The sequence below is a fragment of the Clostridium beijerinckii genome (assembly GCF_008705175.1).
Lineage (GTDB): Bacteria > Bacillota > Clostridia > Clostridiales > Clostridiaceae > Clostridium > Clostridium beijerinckii.
On sequence record NZ_CP043998.1, the window covers coordinates 1311589 to 1332082 of the forward strand.

16 protein-coding genes and 1 other annotated feature are annotated in these 20494 nt (G+C 30.2%); all 16 genes read left to right on the top strand.

Annotation, left to right across the window (positions count from 1 at the left end; genetic code table 11):
• The first annotated feature begins 3 nt into the window (after positions 1–3).
• Positions 4–1080 carry a tRNA 2-thiouridine(34) synthase MnmA gene (gene mnmA / locus F3K33_RS05955; RefSeq protein ID WP_011968441.1) on the top strand — a complete coding sequence of 359 codons (1077 nt, stop codon included), beginning with the start codon at positions 4–6 and terminating at the stop codon, positions 1078–1080.
• Between the two features lie 401 nt (positions 1081–1481).
• Complete coding sequence (locus tag F3K33_RS05960; RefSeq protein ID WP_023973364.1) at positions 1482–1778, top strand: hypothetical protein; 297 nt, start codon at positions 1482–1484, stop codon at positions 1776–1778.
• Between the two features lie 604 nt (positions 1779–2382).
• Complete coding sequence (locus tag F3K33_RS05965; protein WP_011968443.1) at positions 2383–2883, top strand: PRC-barrel domain-containing protein; 501 nt, start codon at positions 2383–2385, stop codon at positions 2881–2883.
• Positions 2864–3892, top strand: a complete 1029-nt coding sequence (locus F3K33_RS05970) for an AI-2E family transporter (RefSeq protein WP_039772330.1) — start codon at positions 2864–2866, stop codon at positions 3890–3892. The genes F3K33_RS05965 and F3K33_RS05970 overlap by 20 nt, the downstream gene beginning before the upstream one ends.
• Positions 3893–4323: 431 nt before the next feature.
• Positions 4324–4502 (top strand) — a binding site (T-box leader).
• A 316-nt stretch (positions 4503–4818) separates the two neighbouring features.
• Positions 4819–7458 carry an alanine--tRNA ligase gene (alaS, locus tag F3K33_RS05975; RefSeq protein ID WP_039772328.1) on the top strand — a complete coding sequence of 880 codons (2640 nt, stop codon included), beginning with the start codon at positions 4819–4821 and terminating at the stop codon, positions 7456–7458.
• A gap of 136 nt (positions 7459–7594) precedes the next feature.
• Positions 7595–7852, top strand: a complete 258-nt coding sequence (locus tag F3K33_RS05980; RefSeq protein WP_008424959.1) for an IreB family regulatory phosphoprotein — start codon at positions 7595–7597, stop codon at positions 7850–7852.
• Between the two features lie 108 nt (positions 7853–7960).
• Positions 7961–8377: a Holliday junction resolvase RuvX gene (gene ruvX, locus F3K33_RS05985; RefSeq protein WP_011968446.1), complete on the top strand. Its 417-nt coding sequence runs from the start codon at positions 7961–7963 to the stop codon at positions 8375–8377.
• 201 nt (positions 8378–8578) lie between these two features.
• Positions 8579–8857 (top strand): DUF1292 domain-containing protein, encoded by a 279-nt coding sequence (locus tag F3K33_RS05990; protein ID WP_017210790.1) that lies wholly within the window; start codon positions 8579–8581, stop codon positions 8855–8857.
• An 85-nt stretch (positions 8858–8942) separates the two neighbouring features.
• Positions 8943–9407 carry a Fur family transcriptional regulator gene (locus F3K33_RS05995; protein ID WP_011968448.1) on the top strand — a complete coding sequence of 155 codons (465 nt, stop codon included), beginning with the start codon at positions 8943–8945 and terminating at the stop codon, positions 9405–9407.
• Positions 9408–9770: 363 nt separating this feature from the next.
• Positions 9771–11438 (top strand): ribonuclease J, encoded by a 1668-nt coding sequence (locus F3K33_RS06000; protein ID WP_039772325.1) that lies wholly within the window; start codon positions 9771–9773, stop codon positions 11436–11438.
• A gap of 399 nt (positions 11439–11837) precedes the next feature.
• Positions 11838–13664, top strand: a complete 1827-nt coding sequence (typA, locus tag F3K33_RS06005) for a translational GTPase TypA (RefSeq protein WP_039772323.1) — start codon at positions 11838–11840, stop codon at positions 13662–13664.
• A 108-nt stretch (positions 13665–13772) separates the two neighbouring features.
• Entirely contained in the window at positions 13773–14798 is a 1026-nt protein-coding gene (gene mltG / locus F3K33_RS06010; RefSeq protein ID WP_039772321.1) for an endolytic transglycosylase MltG, read from the top strand.
• 511 nt (positions 14799–15309) lie between these two features.
• On the top strand, positions 15310–15954 hold the full coding sequence (locus tag F3K33_RS06015; protein WP_011968452.1) for an O-methyltransferase: 645 nt from the start codon (positions 15310–15312) through the stop codon (positions 15952–15954).
• Between the two features lie 6 nt (positions 15955–15960).
• Positions 15961–17181, top strand: a complete 1221-nt coding sequence (locus tag F3K33_RS06020; RefSeq protein WP_011968453.1) for a peptidase U32 family protein — start codon at positions 15961–15963, stop codon at positions 17179–17181.
• Positions 17182–17667: 486 nt separating this feature from the next.
• Positions 17668–19284: a penicillin-binding transpeptidase domain-containing protein gene (locus tag F3K33_RS06025; RefSeq protein WP_039772337.1), complete on the top strand. Its 1617-nt coding sequence runs from the start codon at positions 17668–17670 to the stop codon at positions 19282–19284.
• Positions 19285–19593: 309 nt separating this feature from the next.
• Entirely contained in the window at positions 19594–20292 is a 699-nt protein-coding gene (sigK, locus tag F3K33_RS06030; protein WP_011968455.1) for an RNA polymerase sporulation sigma factor SigK, read from the top strand.
• Positions 20293–20494 lie beyond the last annotated feature (202 nt).

The window sequence follows — 20494 nt, forward strand, 5'->3', positions numbered from 1 at the left end:
TTTATGAAGAAAAAAGTTTTAGTAGGTATGAGTGGTGGTGTAGATAGTTCTGTTGCTGCATATTTATTAAAACAGCAGGGATATGACGTCATTGGTGCTACAATGCAGATTTGGCAGCACGATGAGGAATTTGAAGAAAGGGAAGGGGGCTGCTGCTCCCTTTCTGCTGTTGATGATGCAAGAAGAGTATGCGACAAACTTGATATACCATTTTATGTTTTGAATTTTAGAGATTATTTTAAGGAAAAAGTTATTGATAAATTTGTTCAAGAATACATAGACGGAAAAACTCCAAACCCTTGTATTGAATGTAATAAACATTTAAAGTTCGATGAACTTTTAAGAAGAGCAAGAGGTATAGGGGCAGATTATGTTGCTACTGGTCATTATGCTAAAATTGAAAAGCGAGATGATAGATATCTTTTAATCAGATCTGATGATGATAGAAAAGATCAAACGTATGCTTTATATAATTTTACTCAAGATCAGTTAGAACATACATTAATGCCTTGCGGAGATTATGAAAAGACAAAAATAAGAGAAATAGCGAAAGAAATTGGTCTTGCTGTTCATAATAAAAAGGATAGTGAAGAAATATGTTTCATTTCTGATAATAATCATGGGAAATATATTTCAGAAGCAGAACCAAATAGGGTTAAACCAGGTAACTTTGTCGATAAGAGTGGTAATATACTAGGTAAGCATAAAGGAATTGTATATTATACTATTGGACAAAGAAAAGGACTTGGACTTTCACTTGGAAGGCCGGTATTTGTAACAAATATTAATGCTAAAACCAACGAAGTTGTACTAGGTTCTGAAGATGATATCTTCAAAACAGAATTAATTGCAACTGATGTGAATTTTATTCCTTTTGATAAACTTGAAAAAGAAATAGAAGTTACAGCGAAAATCAGATATTCTGCAAGACCAGCAGAAGCGACTTTAATACCACTTCCAAATGGTAGGGTGAAAGTTATCTTTAAGGAAAAGCAAAGGGCAATAACTAAAGGTCAGTCAGTTGTATTTTACGATGATGAAATAGTAGTTGGCGGTGGAATAATAGAAAGTATAATCTAAAGAGTTATTGTAATTTAAATATTTTTAAAATTGAGAGTACGTAAGTGCTCTCAGTTTTTTTGCGTTTTTTTTGTTTTGAGGTTGCAGAGTAATTCAATGTATGAGTAGCATATGAGCGTTACAGCCAGTAAAAAGCTTTATAGGTGCAGAGCAAGCCATGCGTTTTTACAAGAGAATTAACTATTTGATTTAGAGTTAAAAAGAACTTTGCAAGTAATTATACTGATTTGATAATTTACAGAAATAATACTAAAAAGTTAGGATAAATAAACAATGAAAGTGAATATGAATTACCAACTAGAGGAGATAAAATATTTACCTATATTTTACATAATAGTATTAACTTATGAAGATATACTTGATATAATATTTTTGAGAGTAAAAAATTGGAAGGTGATTTTTTGGATATCTTCAAGGCTTTAAAAAGATACGATGAACATGGCTTTAATTCTAAAGGATTTCATAAAAATGGCACGAAGTATGACGAGTATGGATTTGGTAAAAGAGGAATGCATAGAAATGGGACATATTATAACGAGGAAGGGTATGATAGAGAAGGATACGACAAAAAAGGATATGATAGAAATGGATTTAATAGTGCAGGTTTTGATAAAGAAGGATATAACAAAAATGGATATAACATATTAGGATACGACAGAGGTGGTGAATACTTAGAAGTAAGATATAAGTGGAAGTGATTGGAGTAAATCCAAATAATAAGAGGGTAATGTCATGAAGCGAATAAAAAGCTGCATTTCTAAATTGGCATTTAGAATGAACATTTTATACTTACATTAATTTTTCTAATAACTGATAATGGTAGTGTCTCTTTTATTAAAGTTAAAGAAAACGGTTGTATATTATTGAATAGATTCACCTAAATTCTAAGGATATTAAAATTTTGTCTCAAAAATTTTAGTTGATGAAATTAAGTACTTACTAAATAGTAGGTACTATTTTTATTCTCTAGTACTGCTCATGAAGACAAAGTATCCACAATGTATGATGATGAAAGTATTGGTATTTTCGTAGGAGCTCGCCCATAGAGGCAAAGCCTTCATAATTAACCATATTCGTCTACGATTTTTTAAGTGTAAAATTATTGTGCGGTAAAATTATACATTTGAGTATATTAATATGAATAATTTTCCTCTTGTTGGAGACCATATCAAATGAACTAGATTTAGTTTATTAACTATATTACTTATTTTAGAGAATATAGGGGGGAACACTACAGTATATAGTGTATAGACATAAACAGGCATAAGGACTTTCTATTAAAAATTATTTTGGAGGTGCACAATGTTTAAAACTAGAGACTTCTATTTCAAGAAAGTTTATAACATTAAAGGCAAAAAGATTGGCATTATAGAAGACTTATACATAGATTTCTTTTGGGGAAAGATTGTAGGATTTAAGGTATCCAATAGCCATCTGTTCTCTAAAAATAACTATATAGACATGGAAGATGTTATAGATATAGGTGAAGATGTAATAATAGAAAATATAAAAAAAGGTGAGGGACTTACATTTAAAGAGATTAAGTATATGGAAGTTATTGATACATTGGGGAATGTTAAAGGAGTTCTAGAGGATATTATAATAGATATACAAGATTATTCAATTAAAGCAATAGTTATAAGCTCAGGGTTAGTAGATAAAATGATAAAGGGTAAGCAAATTATTCTATTAAATAGATGCATCCTCGGAGAGGAATATATATTATATACAGGAAATGAGGGAGTTATGTTTAAAACTTTACCTCATAATATGGATAGGCACAATGCAATTAAGAAAGCATAAAAAAGCAATTCTTCTAGGTATAACCCTATTATGCTTTATTTGCTTAATATTAGCTTACATTTTTAACAAATCAATAAATTCAATAATAAATATTATTGTAGCATCTTTTATTTTAGCTTATACTTTGACTCCTATTAGGGATGGATTTGAGGCGAAATTTAGAATAAGTAAAAAAATATCCTCAATAGTGGTTATATTAATAATTATAGGTATCATAACTGCATGTATAATTGTTATAGTTCCTACACTATTTAATGAGATATCTAATATCAGTAATATATTTGATAACGTAAGCAACTTACTTGAAGGAATGTTAAAGAAAAATAACTTGGATGACTTTTCTACCACTAATGTAATTTATAATGAAATTTTAGAAAAAGGAAATGCTTTTTGGACAAATTTTTCAGAAAATGCAGTGGAAAATTTAATGAGCATTGGGGATAATGCAATGTCACTAGCAATAATACCTATTATGGTTTATTACTTTCTTTGCGATGGTAATAAAATATATAGTAAAATGCTGTTGTTATTACCAACTTCTAAAAGAGGGCTAACTAAAAAAATATTAAGTGATATTGATAGAGTGTTAACAAGATATATAACAAGTCAGTTAATGCTTTCGGGATTAATAGGCGGATTAACATTAATATTGTTATTATTATTGAAAGTAAAATTTCCTTTATGGATTTCTATATTGAATGCAATCTTAAACATAATACCTTACTTTGGACCTATTTTTGGTGCAGTTCCAGCGGTAATAGTTGCACTTTTAGATTCTCCAATAAAGGCGTTTTGGGTAATTGTGGGTATGTTCATAATTCAACAGCTTGAAGGTGATATTTTATCTCCGAAAATAACAGGGGACAGCACAGAGATGCATCCATTTGTTATAATAATTTTATTACTTATAGGAGATAAATTTGGCGGATTTGTTGGGATGGTTTTAGTGGTGCCTATAGCTGTCATTATAAAAGTTTTATATGATGATATAAATTATTATCTGTTCTAGATTTTATAGATAAACAACTTAAGGATTGGATTTATTAGATGAACATTTTACAAAGTTACTAAAACCTTAAGTTCGTATCTGCACTAGAAATCGTAAATATATTTATAACTACAAGGGCAATAATATGAAGAAAACATTTGAAAATGAGCTGTTAAAGGTACTTAAGCAGAAAACCCAAAAAGTGATGCTCCGAATTTTATATTTGGTTAGCAGAATTTTCACACAGTGCAACTTTATAGCCTTAGAATCACCCATCATAATTACCTAGAAACTGGAACAAAAGTATATTATTCATTTCGGTGAGTTATACACATAAGTATAGATTATAGTTGGGTTATCTATAAAAAAGCTTATGCATTAGGGGTGTACAAATAAAGTTGAATATTGACATAATTATCTATATGAAATATAATTTTGATGAAATAATTAAATATTAAGCGATGAATAGGATAAGTAAATTTATCATAGTCATTTCAGAGAAAAAGTGGTTGGTGAAAACTTTTGGCTATATATTTTGAAGCTACCTAGGAGCTATAAATTACTAAGTGATGTATGATTATATCATACATAATTAGGGTGGTACCGCGGAATTCCAGCTTTCGTCCCTATATCTATTTGGGGAGAGGGCTTTTTTTATTTGGTAAATTATACACCTATAAAAAGAGCAGCTATGCTGCAATTAGGATCTTTTCACCTATAAAAAGAGTAGCTATGCACTAATGAAAAGAGCAGCTACGCTGCAATACGGAACTTTTCTGCAATTAGGATCTTTTCGCCTATAAAAAGAGCAGTGGTTCTGCAATTAATAACTTGTCACAAATAATTATGAAATCTTAAATCTTCATAAGAAGATTATAAACAATAAAAAGATATTCACAATGGATATCGGAGTCAACTGTTAACTGAAAAAAATGGAGGAATAGTTTATGAAATTTATGAAAACCAATGACTTAAGAGAAGCATACTTGAAATTTTTTGAAAGTAAAGATCATCTAAGAATGGATAGCTTTTCTTTGGTTCCAAAGAACGATAAAAGTTTATTATTAATAAATGCAGGAATGGCTCCGTTGAAGCCTTATTTTACTGGATTACAAGAGCCACCAAAGAGAAGAATTACAACTTGCCAAAAATGTATTAGAACAGGGGATATAGAAAACGTAGGTATTACAAGTAGACATGGTACTTTCTTTGAGATGCTTGGAAACTTTTCTTTTGCAGATTATTTCAAGAAAGAAATAATTCCTTGGGCTTGGGAGTTTATCACAGAGGTGTTGGAACTTCCTAAAGATAGATTATATGTAACTATATATTTAGATGATGATGAAGCATATGAATACTGGACTACACTTACAGATGTGGATAAAACTCATATATTTAGATTAGGCAAAGAAGATAACTTCTGGGAACATGGTGCAGGTCCATGCGGTCCTTGTACAGAAATTCATTTTAATAGATCAGAGGAAATACCAACTAACGCTGATGAGTTTGTTAAATTAGCAGATGAAGATAAAATAATAGAATTCTGGAACCTTGTTTTCACTCAATTTGATGGTGACGGAAAAGGAAACTATGAAAAACTTGCTAATACTAACATTGATACAGGTATGGGACTTGAAAGACTTGCAACTATAATGCAAGAGAAGAATAGTATTTTTGAAATTGATACATTAGAAAATATTTTAAGTGAAGTTGCAAAATTAGCTAATGTTAAATATGGAGAAAATCAAAAAACAGATATATCTTTAAGATTAATAACTGACCATATTAGATCGATAACTTTCATGATTTCAGATGATGTTATGCCATCAAATGAAGGTAGAGGATATGTGTTAAGAAGACTTCTTAGAAGAGCAGCAAGACATGGGAAAACTTTAGGAATTAAAGAAGCATTCCTTTGCAATTTATGTGATACTGTTATAAGAGATTCGAGTGAAGCTTATCCAGAACTAAATAGCAAAAAAGAATATATTAAAAAAGTAATTAAAATAGAAGAAGATAAATTTAGAGAAACTTTAGATTCAGGAATGGAAATATTAAATGGATTTATAAGTGAACTAAAAGCAAAGAATGAAAAAGTTCTTAGTGGTGTGGATGGATTCAAATTATATGATACATTTGGTTTCCCAATGGAACTTACAAAAGAAATATTAGAAGATGAAGGTTTAGCATTAGATGAAGAGGCTTTCCATGAAGAAATGAAAGTTCAAAGAGAAAGAGCTAGAAGTGCAAGAAAAGTTTCTAATTACATGGGAACTGATGTTAAAACATTAGATATTATACCAGGAGAAATCGAAACTGTTTTTGATGGATATGACAATGATACTTTAAATGCAGAAGTTAAAGTGTTAATTGAAGGTGAAGACTTTACAGATGCTATAACAGAAGGAAATAAAGCTATTATAGTTACTGATGTTACTCCTTTATACGCTGAAATGGGTGGTCAAATAGGAGATACAGGTGTAATATTTAATGATGGTTTTAAAGCTAATGTGCTTGATACTAAAAAGAACATAGGTGGAAAAATAGTTCATTTTGTTGAAGTTGTATCAGGAGAACTTAAAGTGGGAGATACAGTTACTATAGAAGTGGATAAAGTTAGACGTGAAAATATTAAGAAGAACCATACTGCAACTCATCTTTTGGATAAAGCATTAACTGAGGTTCTTGGATCACATGTTCATCAAGCTGGATCTTATGTAAGTAATGATAGACTTAGATTTGACTTTTCTCACTTTGAAGCTATGACAGAAGAAGAAATAAGTAGGGTTGAAGATTTGGTAAATGAAGCAATTACAAGTGTTACACCAGTTGTTACAGAAGTTATGGATCTTCAAGAAGCAAAAAATAGTGGAGCTATAGGTATATTTGATGATAAATATGCTGATAAAGTTAGAGTTGTAAGTGCAGGGGAATACTCTAAAGAATTATGTGGTGGAACACATATAGATAACACAGGAAAGATTGGTTTATTCAAAATTATATCTGAAAGTGGTATTGCTGCAGGAACAAGAAGAATTGAAGCTGTAATAGGAAAAGAAGCTTATAAGATAGTAAATGAAAAGAAAGATTTATTAAAAGAAATTTCAACTAAGCTTAAATGCTCAGAAAAAGAATTATTAGCTAAGCTTGATCAACAAGTTAAGGAGCTTAAGGAAAAAGATAAAGAAATAACAGCTCTAAAATCTAAATTCGCATCAATGGGAATAGATGATATAGTATCTTCTTCAAGAAACGTTAAGGATATAAATGTAATTTCTTATGAATTAAAAGACGTTGATAGTGATACTTTAAGAGATGTATGCGAAAAGGTAAGAGATAAAGCTCCAAATAGCATAGTTTTACTTATGAGTGCAAATGCTGGAAAAGTTATTATTTGTGCTATGGCAACTAAAGATGCAGTAGCTAAAGGTGCTCATTGCGGAAAGTTAATAAAAGAAATATCTTCTATGCTTGGCGGCGGTGGCGGCGGAAGACCAGACATGGCTCAAGCAGGTGGAAAGATGCCAGAAAAGATACAAGAGGCGATTGAAGAATCATATAAAATAGTGGAAACTTTAGCAAAGTAGTATACTTTTTATAAAAAATAGGTTATAATCTAATTATAGTTAGTGAATAAATTTAAAAAATAAAGTTAATAATAAATATGGATATCGTTTCCTTATAAAATGATTAAGGGGGTGAGTTGCTTTAAGTAGCAATTTTATGAGTAATAATATTGAACATACAATGCAATTTGATTTAAGTAAGAATAAAGAAGCTCTTACAAAAACAATATTAACAGAGGTTTATAATTCATTACAGGAAAAAGGATATAATCCTATAAATCAATTAGTTGGATATTTGATTTCAGGAGACCCTACTTACATCACTAATTACAACGGAGCAAGAGCTTTAGTAAGAAAACTCGAGAGAGATGACATACTAGAAGAAGTTATAAAATCTTATTTAGAGATAAAGTAGAGAGTGCCCGTTTATAACGGGCACTTTTAATTTTAGTATATGAAAGAAAGCGTGATATCGAGATTTTCTTGATATTTGCTGCTTATATGTTGTGAGAGGTGCTGTAATTTGAGGATACTTGGATTAGATTTGGGTTCAAAGACTATTGGAGTGGCAGTAAGTGATCCGCTAGGATTCACTGCTCAAGGCCTGACTACAGTTAGAAGAACTAATAAAGAAAAAGATATAGCGGAAATAAAAAAGTTTTGTGATGAATATGATGCAAAGGTTATTGTAATTGGATTACCCAAGAATATGAACGGAACAATAGGACCATCTGGAGAGATTGCGATGGCTTTTGGAAAGGTTATAGAAGAAGAACTTAATGTAGAAGTGAAATTCTGGGATGAACGTTTAACTACTGTTGCAGCACATAAAGCAATGCTTGAAGCTGATTTGTCAAGGAATAAGAGGAAGAAGATAGTAGATAAAGTTGCATCAACTTACATACTTCAAGGATATTTAGATATGATTTCAAGAAAATAAATATCTGATGGAATAGGAAATTTTGAGGAGTATATGTATAAGATTAATTTCTTATACAATATGCTTTTATTAATAAATATATATTGCAAAAATAATCCTTATCATAATTCTAAAAATATCGCAAGAATTTTAATCGGGATTGTGAAATGTGCATTGTGAATTGCAACATAAATAAAAATAAAATACAGAAGGGATACATTTATGGATAAGGAAGCAAAATATGTATATATACCTGATCAAGAAGGAAATGACGTTAAGTTTGAGGTTGTTATATACTTTGAAATAGAAAAATTAAAAGGCCAATATATTATTGCAACTCCTGCATTTGAAGAAACTGATGAAGCTTATGCTTTTAAGATATTCAAAGATGAGGATGGAAGCGATATATTTATAGCTTTAGAAGATGACGATGAAGAATTCGAAATGGTATTAGAAACTTATGAAACTCTTATGAATGAAGATGGTTTAATTGAGGAATAGTATACAATCTAGTAATATGATATTTTTTTTAATGTTTATTTAGAGAAAAATCAATTCATTTAATATGAAAAGTGAGGTGTCATGTATGGATGCATCAAATTTAATTGATATGAATGCCTTGAAGGAAGACTTGAAAAAAAAGGGTTATAAATTAACACCACAAAGAAGATCAATTGTTGATACTATTATTGAAAATGAAGGTCAACATTTAACAGCGGAAGAAATATATGATAGTGTAAAAAAAAGTTGTCCGGAAATTGGATTAGCAACAGTATATAGAACTATTCTTTTGTTAGAAGAATTAGGAGTAATATCAAGATTAGATCTAAATGATGGATGTAGTAGATATGAAATAGTGCATTCAAATGAAACGCACAGACATCATCATCTTATTTGTAATATCTGTCATAAGGTTTTGGAAGTTCAGGATGATTTATTAGAGGATTTAGAATCTGGAATTGAAAAGCAATATAAGTTTAAGATTTTAGACCATAGTTTAAAATTTTTTGGCGTATGTGATGAATGCCAAAAGAAGCTAAGTGATGAATAAAAGGACTTTTAATAGAAAATTAAAAATAAAATAAAGTCAAAAGTGTGCCAGATATTTTGCCGTGAATGAAGTAAGGATATGTATTTTACGGTTTATATATTTACTAAGAAAATGCATTCGGTGCCATGCTTAAAAAGGCGTGGTATCAAATGGTAATTCTTATTAAGGTATATGTATTTAAAGTGAATTAATATGGCTAAACCTTATATGCTAAATAAAGCAATGTAGGCTTATAGATTGGAATGTAGATTAAGGTCGCCTATATTAATGTGAAATATATTGTCACATAGGACTTGTTATTTTTTAATGCTAAAGAAAGAACCTTTGTTTATAAATATAATATTAAGAAGAAGGAGGGGAAGTATGAAAAATGAAAGAGCGAAGATAAAGATAATTCCTCTTGGTGGTATAAACGAAATCGGAAAAAATATAACAGCTATAGAATATAAAGAAGATATTATTATTATAGACTGTGGACTAAAATTTCCGGATGATGATATGTTTGGAATAGATATTGTAATACCAGATGTTTCATATCTAATCAAAAATTCAGAGAAAATCAAGGGGATATTTTTAACTCACGGACATGAAGACCATATAGGAGCGTTGCCGTATGTACTTAGACAACTAAATGTTCCTGTTTATGGCACTAAGCTTACTCTTGGAATAGTTGAAACAAAACTAAAGGAACACGGTTTGTTAGCTTCAACAGAGTTAGTAAGAGTAAAGCCAAAGGATATAATTAAACTTGATAGTGTTTCAGTTGAATTTATAAAGACTAATCACTCAATTGCAGATTCAGTTGCAATTGCAGTTCATACACCACTTGGGGTAGTACTTCATACAGGAGATTTTAAGATTGATTACACACCAATTGATGGAGAAATGATGGATTTTGGAAGATTAGCTGAACTTGGAAGAAAGGGAGTTTTAGTATTAATGGCGGATTCAACAAATGTTGAAAGACCAGGATATACTATGACAGAAAAGGTTGTTGGCGAAACTTTCCTAAGACTTTTTAGTAAGGCTAAGGGCAGGTTAATAGTTGCAACATTTGCATCTAATGTTCACAGAATTCAGCAAATAATTACAGCTGCTGAAGCTTATGAAAAGAAGGTAGCAGTTTCAGGAAGAAGTATGGAGAATATTGTTCAAGTTGCAATAGAACTTGGATATCTCACAGTTGGAAAAGATGTACTTGTTCCAGTGGATCAAATTTCAAAATATCCAAACGAAAAAATTGTTGTAATAACAACTGGAAGCCAGGGGGAACCAATGTCTGCTCTTGCAAGAATGGCAGCATCGGAGCATAGAAAAATTAATGTAATTCCAGGCGATACAGTAATTATTTCAGCAACACCTATACCAGGTAATGAAAAATTTGTTTCAAAAGTTATAAATCAACTATTTAAAAAGGGTGCTCAAGTTATATATGATTCTCAGGAAAAGATTCACGTTTCAGGTCATGCATGTCAAGAAGAACTTAAACTAATGCAGGCTTTAGTTAAACCAAAATTCTTTGTGCCAGTTCATGGTGAATATAGACATTTAAAGAAGCATGGTGAATTAGCTATGGAAGTTGGACTTTCAGAAAAGAATTTATTAATACCTGAGAATGGTGATGTTATCGAAGTAGCAAGAAATTATATTAAAAAGAATGGTACTGTTGTTTCAGGGCAAGTGTTTGTTGATGGTCTCGGTGTTGGAGATGTCGGAAATATTGTCTTAAGAGATAGAAAACATCTTTCACAAGATGGTATATTAACAATAGTAGTTACAATAGAGAAACAAACTGGAAGGGTTGTATCCGGTCCAGATATAATTTCAAGGGGATTCGTCTATGTTAGAGAATCTGAAGGTCTTATGGATGAAGCAAGAGAAATTGTTAAATCTGTATTAAAGACTTGTGAAGAAAAACAGATTACTGACTGGGCTACATTAAAATCTAAGATGAGGGATCAACTTAGAGAGTATCTTTACGAAAAGACTAAGAGGAAACCTATGATATTGCCAATAATTATGGAGTTTTAGAAGTTTTTGGAAGTATGAAGGAAAATAGTGATTCTAAAACTGCAAAGAATATATTTTGTTATTGATAATTAAATTATGAATTAACTAAATATTAAATTGTTAAATATATATTCTTTGGAATAGGGTTGACTTTTTTTGATGAAAAGAGTAGAATTTATAATAGTTGTGTAGGAATTGGATACTTTAAGTATCCAATTTTCTTTTGGAGAAAAACAGTTATAGGTTTACATTTATATGTGAATAATTTTAATCGCAATTTATTTATAATAATAGTAATAATATGTTAACAGTATGAAGTTATTTACAGTGTATACTTAAATTTTAACTAATTTATATACAAACTAAAGAGAAACTATAAAAGAAAAATTCGCAGCTTGCTTGCTGTTTGGAGGAATAATAATGGAATTAATTAAAAGAGAAGATATAAGAAATATTGCTATAATTGCCCACGTTGACCACGGTAAGACAACTTTAGTAGATGCTTTGTTAAAACAAAGCCATACATTTAGAGCTAATGAAAAAGTAGAAGAAAGAGTAATGGATTCTAATGACTTAGAAAAAGAAAGAGGAATTACAATTCTTTCAAAGAATACTGCAGTAATTTATAATGATATAAAAATAAATATAGTAGATACACCAGGGCATGCTGATTTCGGTGGAGAAGTTGAACGTGTACTTAAGATGGTTGATTCAGTTTTGCTTGTTGTTGACTCTTATGAAGGACCAATGCCACAAACTAAATTCGTTTTAAAGAAATCATTAGAATTAGGTTTAAAGCCAATAGTTATAATTAACAAAATAGATAAACCAAATGCTAGACCAACAGACGTTATTGATGAAGTATTTGATCTATTCGTAGAACTTGGAGCTAATGATGAACAATTAGATTTCCAAATTATTTATGCATCAGCTAGAGAAGGCTTTGCAAAATATAATGTAGATGATCAAAATAATGATATGACTCCTATATTTGATACAATATTAAAATATGTTGCACCACCAGAAGGATATATGGATGAACCACTTCAAATGCTTGTTAGTACACTAGATACAAATGCATTTGTTGGGAAAATTGCAATTGGTAAGATACATCGAGGTACAGTAAAGAGAAATCAAACAGTTGCTTTATTGAAGAATGATGGATCAAGCGCTAATTACAAAATAACTAGTATATTCACATACAAAGGATTAAAGAGAGAAGAAGCAGAAGAAGCTTCAATGGGAGATATAGTTGCAGTAAGTGGTGTTATTGATGCTAATATAGGTGATACTATAGCAGATTCATCATCGCCAGAAGCATTACCATTCCTTGAAATAGATGAACCTACTTTAAATATGAACTTTATGGTTAATGATTCACCATTTGCAGGTCAAGAAGGTGAATTCGTAACATCAAGACATTTAAGAGATAGATTAATGAAAGAACTTGAAACAAATGTAAGTTTAAGAGTAAAAGAACTTACTCCAGATTGTTTTGAAGTTTCAGGAAGAGGAGAACTTCACCTTTCAGTTCTTATTGAAACAATGAGAAGAGAAGGATATGAATTCCAAGTTTCAAAGGCAAATGTTATATTTAGAGAAGTAGATGGCCATAAGGAAGAACCAATTGAGTACTTAACAATTGATGTTCCAGAAGAATTTATGGGACCTGTTATGGAAAAGCTTGGACCAAGAAAAGCAGAAATGGTTAATATGACATCTGCAGTAAATGGATATACAAGATTAGAATTCACAGTTCCAGCTAGAGGACTTATTGGATTTAGAAGTGAATTAATGACTGATACAAAAGGTAATGGAATTATGAATCACGTATTCCATTCTTATGAAAAATACAAAGGTGATATTCCAGGAAGAAGCAGAGGATCAATAGTTTCATTTGAAGCAGGAGATTCAATAGCATATGGATTATATAGTGCTCAAGAAAGAGGCCAATTATTCATAGGTGCTGGTGTTCCTGTATATGGTGGTATGATTGTTGGGGTTTCTGCAAGAGCAGAGGATCTTGAAATTAATGTATGTAAAATGAAGAAACTTACTAATACAAGATCATCAGGTGCTGATGATGCATTAAAATTAACTCCACCAGTTGAAATGTCTCTTGAACAATGTTTAGAATTTATAAATGCTGATGAATTGGTAGAAGTTACACCAAAGAATATAAGAATGAGAAAAAGAGTATTGGATAGTGCTGAAAGAAGAAGAATGATTAGCAGAAACAAAAAATAATTTGCTGAAAATACTTTAACTATTAAATAAAATAAATATAATTAAAGTAAATGGTCTTTATTTGGCTATTTACTTTTAATTATATCTAGGAGAAAGTAGAAAAAGTTTATGAATAAATATAAATCTTTTAGAAAGCTAATACTGTTAATTATATTATTTTTATTTGTAATAACTCTGACGTTTGTAATATCTTATAGTAGTACCATAAGAAAACCATTAAAGTCGACTGAAGACTCAATTATAATTGAAGTCAAACAAGGCGAAGGTTTTTATGATATATTGGATAAGTTAGACAAAGAAAATAAATTGACCAATAAACTTCTTATTAAAGTAAATCAGGCTATAGATAAGAGAAAAGTAAATTTAACAGAAGGTATATATGAAATAAATACAAATTCATCCTTAGAAGAACTGATAAAATCTTTAGAAAATAAGGATGGGGATAAGGATTTGGTTAAATTAACTATACCAGAAGGTTATTCTATAGAAGATATTGCTAAAAGCGTAGAAGATAAAGGTATTTGTTCTAAAGACGAATTTATTAAAGACGTTAAAGATTATAAATTGCCTAGTTTCGTGAAAAATAATAATAAGAAGAGATATAATTTGGAAGGATATTTGTATCCTGATACATATTTAATAGAAAAAGGGTCAAATGCAAATGATGTAATTAAATCTATGCTAGATAGATTTGAAGATGTGCTGAAGCAGGCAGAAGATGAGACTAAAGTTGAAATAAGTGATGAAGATGTTGAAAAAATAGTTACTATAGCTTCCATGATAGAAAGAGAAGCAAGAGTGCCTGGTGATAGGCCATTAATATCATCAGTTATTTACAACAGATTAGAGAAAGATATGAAACTTCAAATAGACGCAGCCGTAATTTATGCATTAGGATATCATGTTGATGTAGTATTAAACAAGCATCTAGAAGTAGATTCTCCATATAATGTGTATAAGTATAAAGGCCTGCCAGTTGGTCCTATAGCAAATCCAGGTTTAGACTGCATTAAGGCAGCATTGCTTCCTGAAAAGACAGATTATTTATATTATATTATGAAAGATGATGGATCACATTATTTTACTAATAACTATGAAGATTTTTTAAATAAGAAAAAAGAGTTGGGATACTAAGTACAATGCACAATTCACAATGATGCACAATCGATAGTTGTGAATTGATAATTTAAGTTCTAAAGTATAATATAGAGACTTGATTTTGGATATGTATAGATTTCCAAAACAAGAACTTGACATATACCCAGTCTAACTCAAGTAAATTGAAGAACTAATCAAATGCATAAGTAAAATTCTTAAATTGCTTATCTACATATATAGATAAACCAATTATAAGTTAGATTTATACTATGAAATATATCTCAACTAGAAATAAGAATTATGCTTTTGTGGAATGTTTCATTAGGAATTTGATGGCTCTGATTCCTAGATTATAAGTTGTTTCAAGTATGCTAGTTCAAAGCTTGCCTTTGATGCTAGCATCTTGGGTGCAACTTGTAATCTTGGGATCATCCATCATAATTCCTTAGAAACTGGAACAACAGCATAATCCTTATTTCGGCGAGCTATATGCATAAGTTCAGGTCTTAGTTGGTTTATCTATAATACAGATTTATGGAGGAAATTCATGAGCGAAATCACATATGACTATATGGAAGAATATATTAGAAGTTTAATTCCTGAGAGAGAAGGGACATTAAAGGAAATAGAAGCTTTTGCAAGAGCAAATGGGGTGCCTATTGTTCAAAAAGAAACAGGTGTATTTCTTGAATTCATGACTAGTATGAAGAAACCAAAAAGAATATTAGAACTTGGAACAGCAATAGGGTTTTCATCAATACTAATGTATCAAGCTGCGGGGACAGAACCAGAAATTGTTACAATAGAACGTGATGAAAAAATGATTGAACTTGCAAACATTAATTTAAAGAAATTTAATTTAGACCATAAGATCAAAATTGAAGAGGGCGATTGTTTAGAGATTTTAGAAAAATTAAATGAGCCTTTTGATTTGATTTTTATGGATGCAGGCAAAGGACATTACAACCACTTTTTGCCACACTGTTTGAGACTACTTAATCCAGATGGAGTAATAGTTGCTGATAATGTTTTATTTAGAGGTATGGTGGCATCACAAGAATTAGTTAAAAGAAGAAAAATTACAATAGTAAAGAGAATGAGGACTTATTTGGAATTAGTTACTCAAGATGAAAACTTAATTACATCTGTTATACCAATGGGAGATGGAATTGCAGTTACAAAGAGGAGGTAAATTAAAATGATAAGACCAGAAATTTTAGCACCAGCAGGAAATTTAGATAAACTTAAAATAGCAATAGATTTTGGTGCAGACGCTGTATATCTTGGCGGAAGCAAATTAAATCTAAGAGCATTTGCAGATAATTTTACTAATGAACAATTAAAGGAAGGCGTGGAATACGCTCATGATAGAAATCGAAAAGTTTATGTAACTATGAACGTTTTCCCTCATAATGCAGATTTAGGCGGAGTAGAAGATTATATAAAGGAATTATATGAAACAGGTGTTGATGCAATAATAGCATCAGATCCAGCAATAATTTCAGCAGCTAGAGAAGTTGCACCAAATTTAGAGATTCACTTAAGCACTCAAGCTAATAATGTTAACTGGAGAGCAGCTAAGTTTTGGTATGAACAAGGTGTTAAGAGAATAGTAATGGCTAGAGAGCTTAGCTTAACTGAGATAAAAGAAATGAGAGATAACTTACCAGAGGAATGTGAGATCGAAGCATTTGTGCATGGTTCAATGTGTATAAGTTACTCAGGAAGATGTTTAATTTCTAATTATATGGTTGGGAGAGACGCTAATAGAGGGGCTTGTGCGCAAGCATGTAGATTTAAATATCATTTGGTAGAAGAAAAGAGACCAAATGAATTTTATCCAGTAGTTGAAGATGAGAATGGAACATACATAATGAATTCAAAAGACTTATGTATGATTGAACATATAGACGATGTTATAAAGGCTGGAGTATACTCTCTAAAAATCGAAGGACGAATGAAGAGTTTATATTACGTTGCAGCAGTAGTTAAATCATATAGGCAGGCAGTGGATGCATATATGAAAGATCCTGATAATTATAAATTTGATCCAAAGTGGATGGAAAATTTAAATAAAGTAAGTCACAGAGTATATCATACAGGTTTTTACTATGGCCAGAGTGGAGAGCAAGTATACGAAGATTCAGCGTATATAAGGCATGCAGACATAATAGGAATAGTAAGAGCATACGATGAAGAAACAAAAATAGCAACCATTGAACAAAAAAATAAAGTGTTAAATGGTGATACAGTAGAAGTTTTAAGACCAGAAGGAGATAATTTCGAAGTTGTTCTTCATGATATGACAGAAGAAAACGGAACTCCAATAGAGTCGGCAAATAGAGCGAAAATGATATACAAAGTAAGAGTAGATATTCCTCTAAAAGAAAAAGATTTAATAGTTAAAGACAAAGAATAGTTTATTTAATGGGAGCTTGCTCAACTTTGACTTGTACGAATGAATAATTCGGAGCAAGCTAAAGTTGTTGCAAGCTCCTATTTTTAGCGTTTTCAGCGAAATTTTTATGGTACTAGTTAATCATAAATTTCAAATGTATTTGATTTGGTTAAATATAATAATTATAAGCTAGATCCATACTATGAAATATATAATAGATAGACCGGAACACCAGCACAATCTTTATTTCGGCGATTATATGTATGGATGTCTAAAGTATTAATTAGACTTATTATGTGAACACGTTTCTATATTTACTACATATAAATGGTTATCTTAGCTAGAAATCATAAATATATTTTCATAGCTTTTCGGAACAAAATATTTATGATTTCGGTAAGTTACCACATAAATTTAGCTTTAGAGCTGGATATCTATAAATATATAAGTCCAGATATTTTGAATAAAACACCTTATTTAAGGCTAGAATTTAAGCTAGAGAGGGAGGTGTTTTTCATTTTTACTGGAAAATTTGATAGAAATAAGAGATTGATTCAGATTCTAGCTATGCTTATGACTGTAATTATTATGTTAACAGCGCGTTTAACAATATTGCAAATATATCCATCTGAAAGAGTTGTGAGTTCTTATCAAAATCACCAAGAAGAAAATATTAGCAATATGAATTATATGATTTTAGACACTAATGGGAAAGATTTAATGAAGTATAACAAAAAATACGTACTTGTCATTGATACAAGACCATTCAGTTTAAATAACTATGAAGAAACACTTGAGGATTTAATGGCGTTTAATTTCATAATGAAATCTGAAAATCCTGATTTTAGTTATTCAGATATAATGAAACAAAGTGGGAAATTATATTTTAACATATCAGAGGATACATATAACAAAATTAATAATCTAAAAAATATTAAAGGAATATATACTTATATTTCTGATGAAGTAGATACTAAAAAAGCGTGGAGTGTCAGCAGTATGTTATCAAAAATATTAGATGAGGAACATGAAGCAGGAACTCTTGAAGGTGATATGTATGATTATCTAAAAGATAATGAAAAACCTAAAAGTGAATTTTATTTAGATAATAAAGCTGTTTATGCGAAACAATCAGTAAGTATAAGTGATGATAATAAAAATTTAAAATTAACTCTTGATAGTGATATTGAAAATAAAATAAGAGATATTTTGGATAAAGAGGAATATTCATATTTAAGCAATGTAGGGGTTACTATAATGGAAAGTGATACAGGTAAAATTAGGGCAATGGTTCAAAAGGATGAAAGCGCTGCTAATGTGAATTTAGGTATACAGCAGATTGGATATGAACCTGGATCTATTTACAAAGTAATAACACTCGGAGCAGCTTTAGATATGGGGCTTATAAATATAAATGATACTTTTGTTGGAGCAGGTAAGATAGATAGAAAAGTATATGGTAAATTATCAGTTGAGCAGGCTTTTGAAAAGTCTTCTAATGATGTGTTTGCTGATATAGGAGCAAAAGTTGGCTATGATAAATTAATGGATTACTCACAGAAATTAGGATTATACGATAGAGTACTAAATTTAAATAGTGGAATCGTAAAAGAGGCACAAGGGGTGAAACCAGAAGAGGAGTCCGGAATAAACAATATATCTATAGGACAATGCATGAATGTAACTCCAATTCAAATGCTGGGAGCTATAAATTCTATAACTAATAATGGGGTTTATGAAAAACCATACTTAGTCGAAGGTATTTTGGATAAAGATGATAATTTAATAAAAGAGTTTAAAACTGATAAAAAGAGAGTATTTAGTGAAACAACAGCAAAAATAGTTAAGAATGAAATGAGGCAGGTTGTTTTGAAAGGAACAGGAATAAAAGCCTATGAATCAGATCTTGATATAGGTGGTAAAACTGGTTCGGCGACAGGTAGTGAAGGTAAAACCCATGGATGGTTTGCTGGATATTTTAGTGCAGGAGGAAAAAACTATACTATGGTAGTATTTACTCCAGACATACAGATGGATAAGGATGCTAATAATGAAGATCTTGGTGGTGGCGATACTGCAGCACCAATATTTAAAGATATAGTTAAAACTTTAAATGCGAAGTAGTGAAATTTAATCACTGCTATATTATATACAGTGAGATAATAAATTTACATTTAGAATTCTAGTGAACTAAGTGGTAAATTAAGCTTGTGATATAGAAATTTAATTGCAATATAAGTGTTCTGAAAAAATTAATTAATAAGAACATATATTGGAATATCGGTCGCTACAAACCAAATAACTTTATTAAGAGTGAATTATATCATTTAGAACCTATATAGTAAAATATAAATATAAAAAATAAAAATGTATAAGCAACTTTTTTGGTACTCCAACATATTATAATATCAAGCACTGCTATGGAGGAAAAAGGTGTTTATATTAAATAGCTTTATAGACCTAATATTAAATTCACTATTCTTAACTGGATATGTGACAAACAATAATACATTTCCACTACCTTTAGATGAAACAGAAGAACAAATGTATTTGAAAAAATTTAAAGAAGGAGATAAAAATGCCAAAAGTATTTTAATTGAAAGAAACTTAAGATTAGTAGCTCATATAGTAAAAAAATATTCGTTTCCTAATAAGGATGTAGATGAATTAATTTCAATTGGTACTGTTGGATTAATAAAAGCAATCGATTCTTTCGATGCAGGTAAGGGTACTAGACTTGCAACTTATGCTTCTAGATGTATAGAAAATGAGATTCTAATGCTGTTTAGAAATAGTAAAAAGCAAAAAAGTGAAGTTTATCTCCAAGATCCAATCGGAGTCGATAAAGAAGGAAATGAATTTTGTCTTATGGATATACTAAGCAGTGAAAAAGATAGCGTCTTAGAAAAAGTTGAAAGCAATTTACAAGTTAGAGCTCTATATAAAAAGTTGATTGAGTCATTAACCAAAAGAGAAAGTGCTATTATAATAATGAGATATGGATTAATTGATGGAAAATGCAAAACACAAAGAGAAATAGCAGTAAATTTAGGAATATCACGATCGTATGTATCGAGAATAGAAAAAAAAGCTTTAAAAAAATTAAAAAAAGAGTTATTTACTAAAAATTAATTTAGTGTATAGAGAATTATAAATCTTTATCACTATAAAGCGATGCGCTGCTATTTAGTATATAATATGTACTTAATAATATCCATTTTCATTCATATTAGTGTAATGTTAAGAGAAGTTGGAAGGATAAATATTCTATATTTATATAAAGAATATTGACATACTTTAAACAAGGGTGCTATTTTTAATATAGCACCTTATT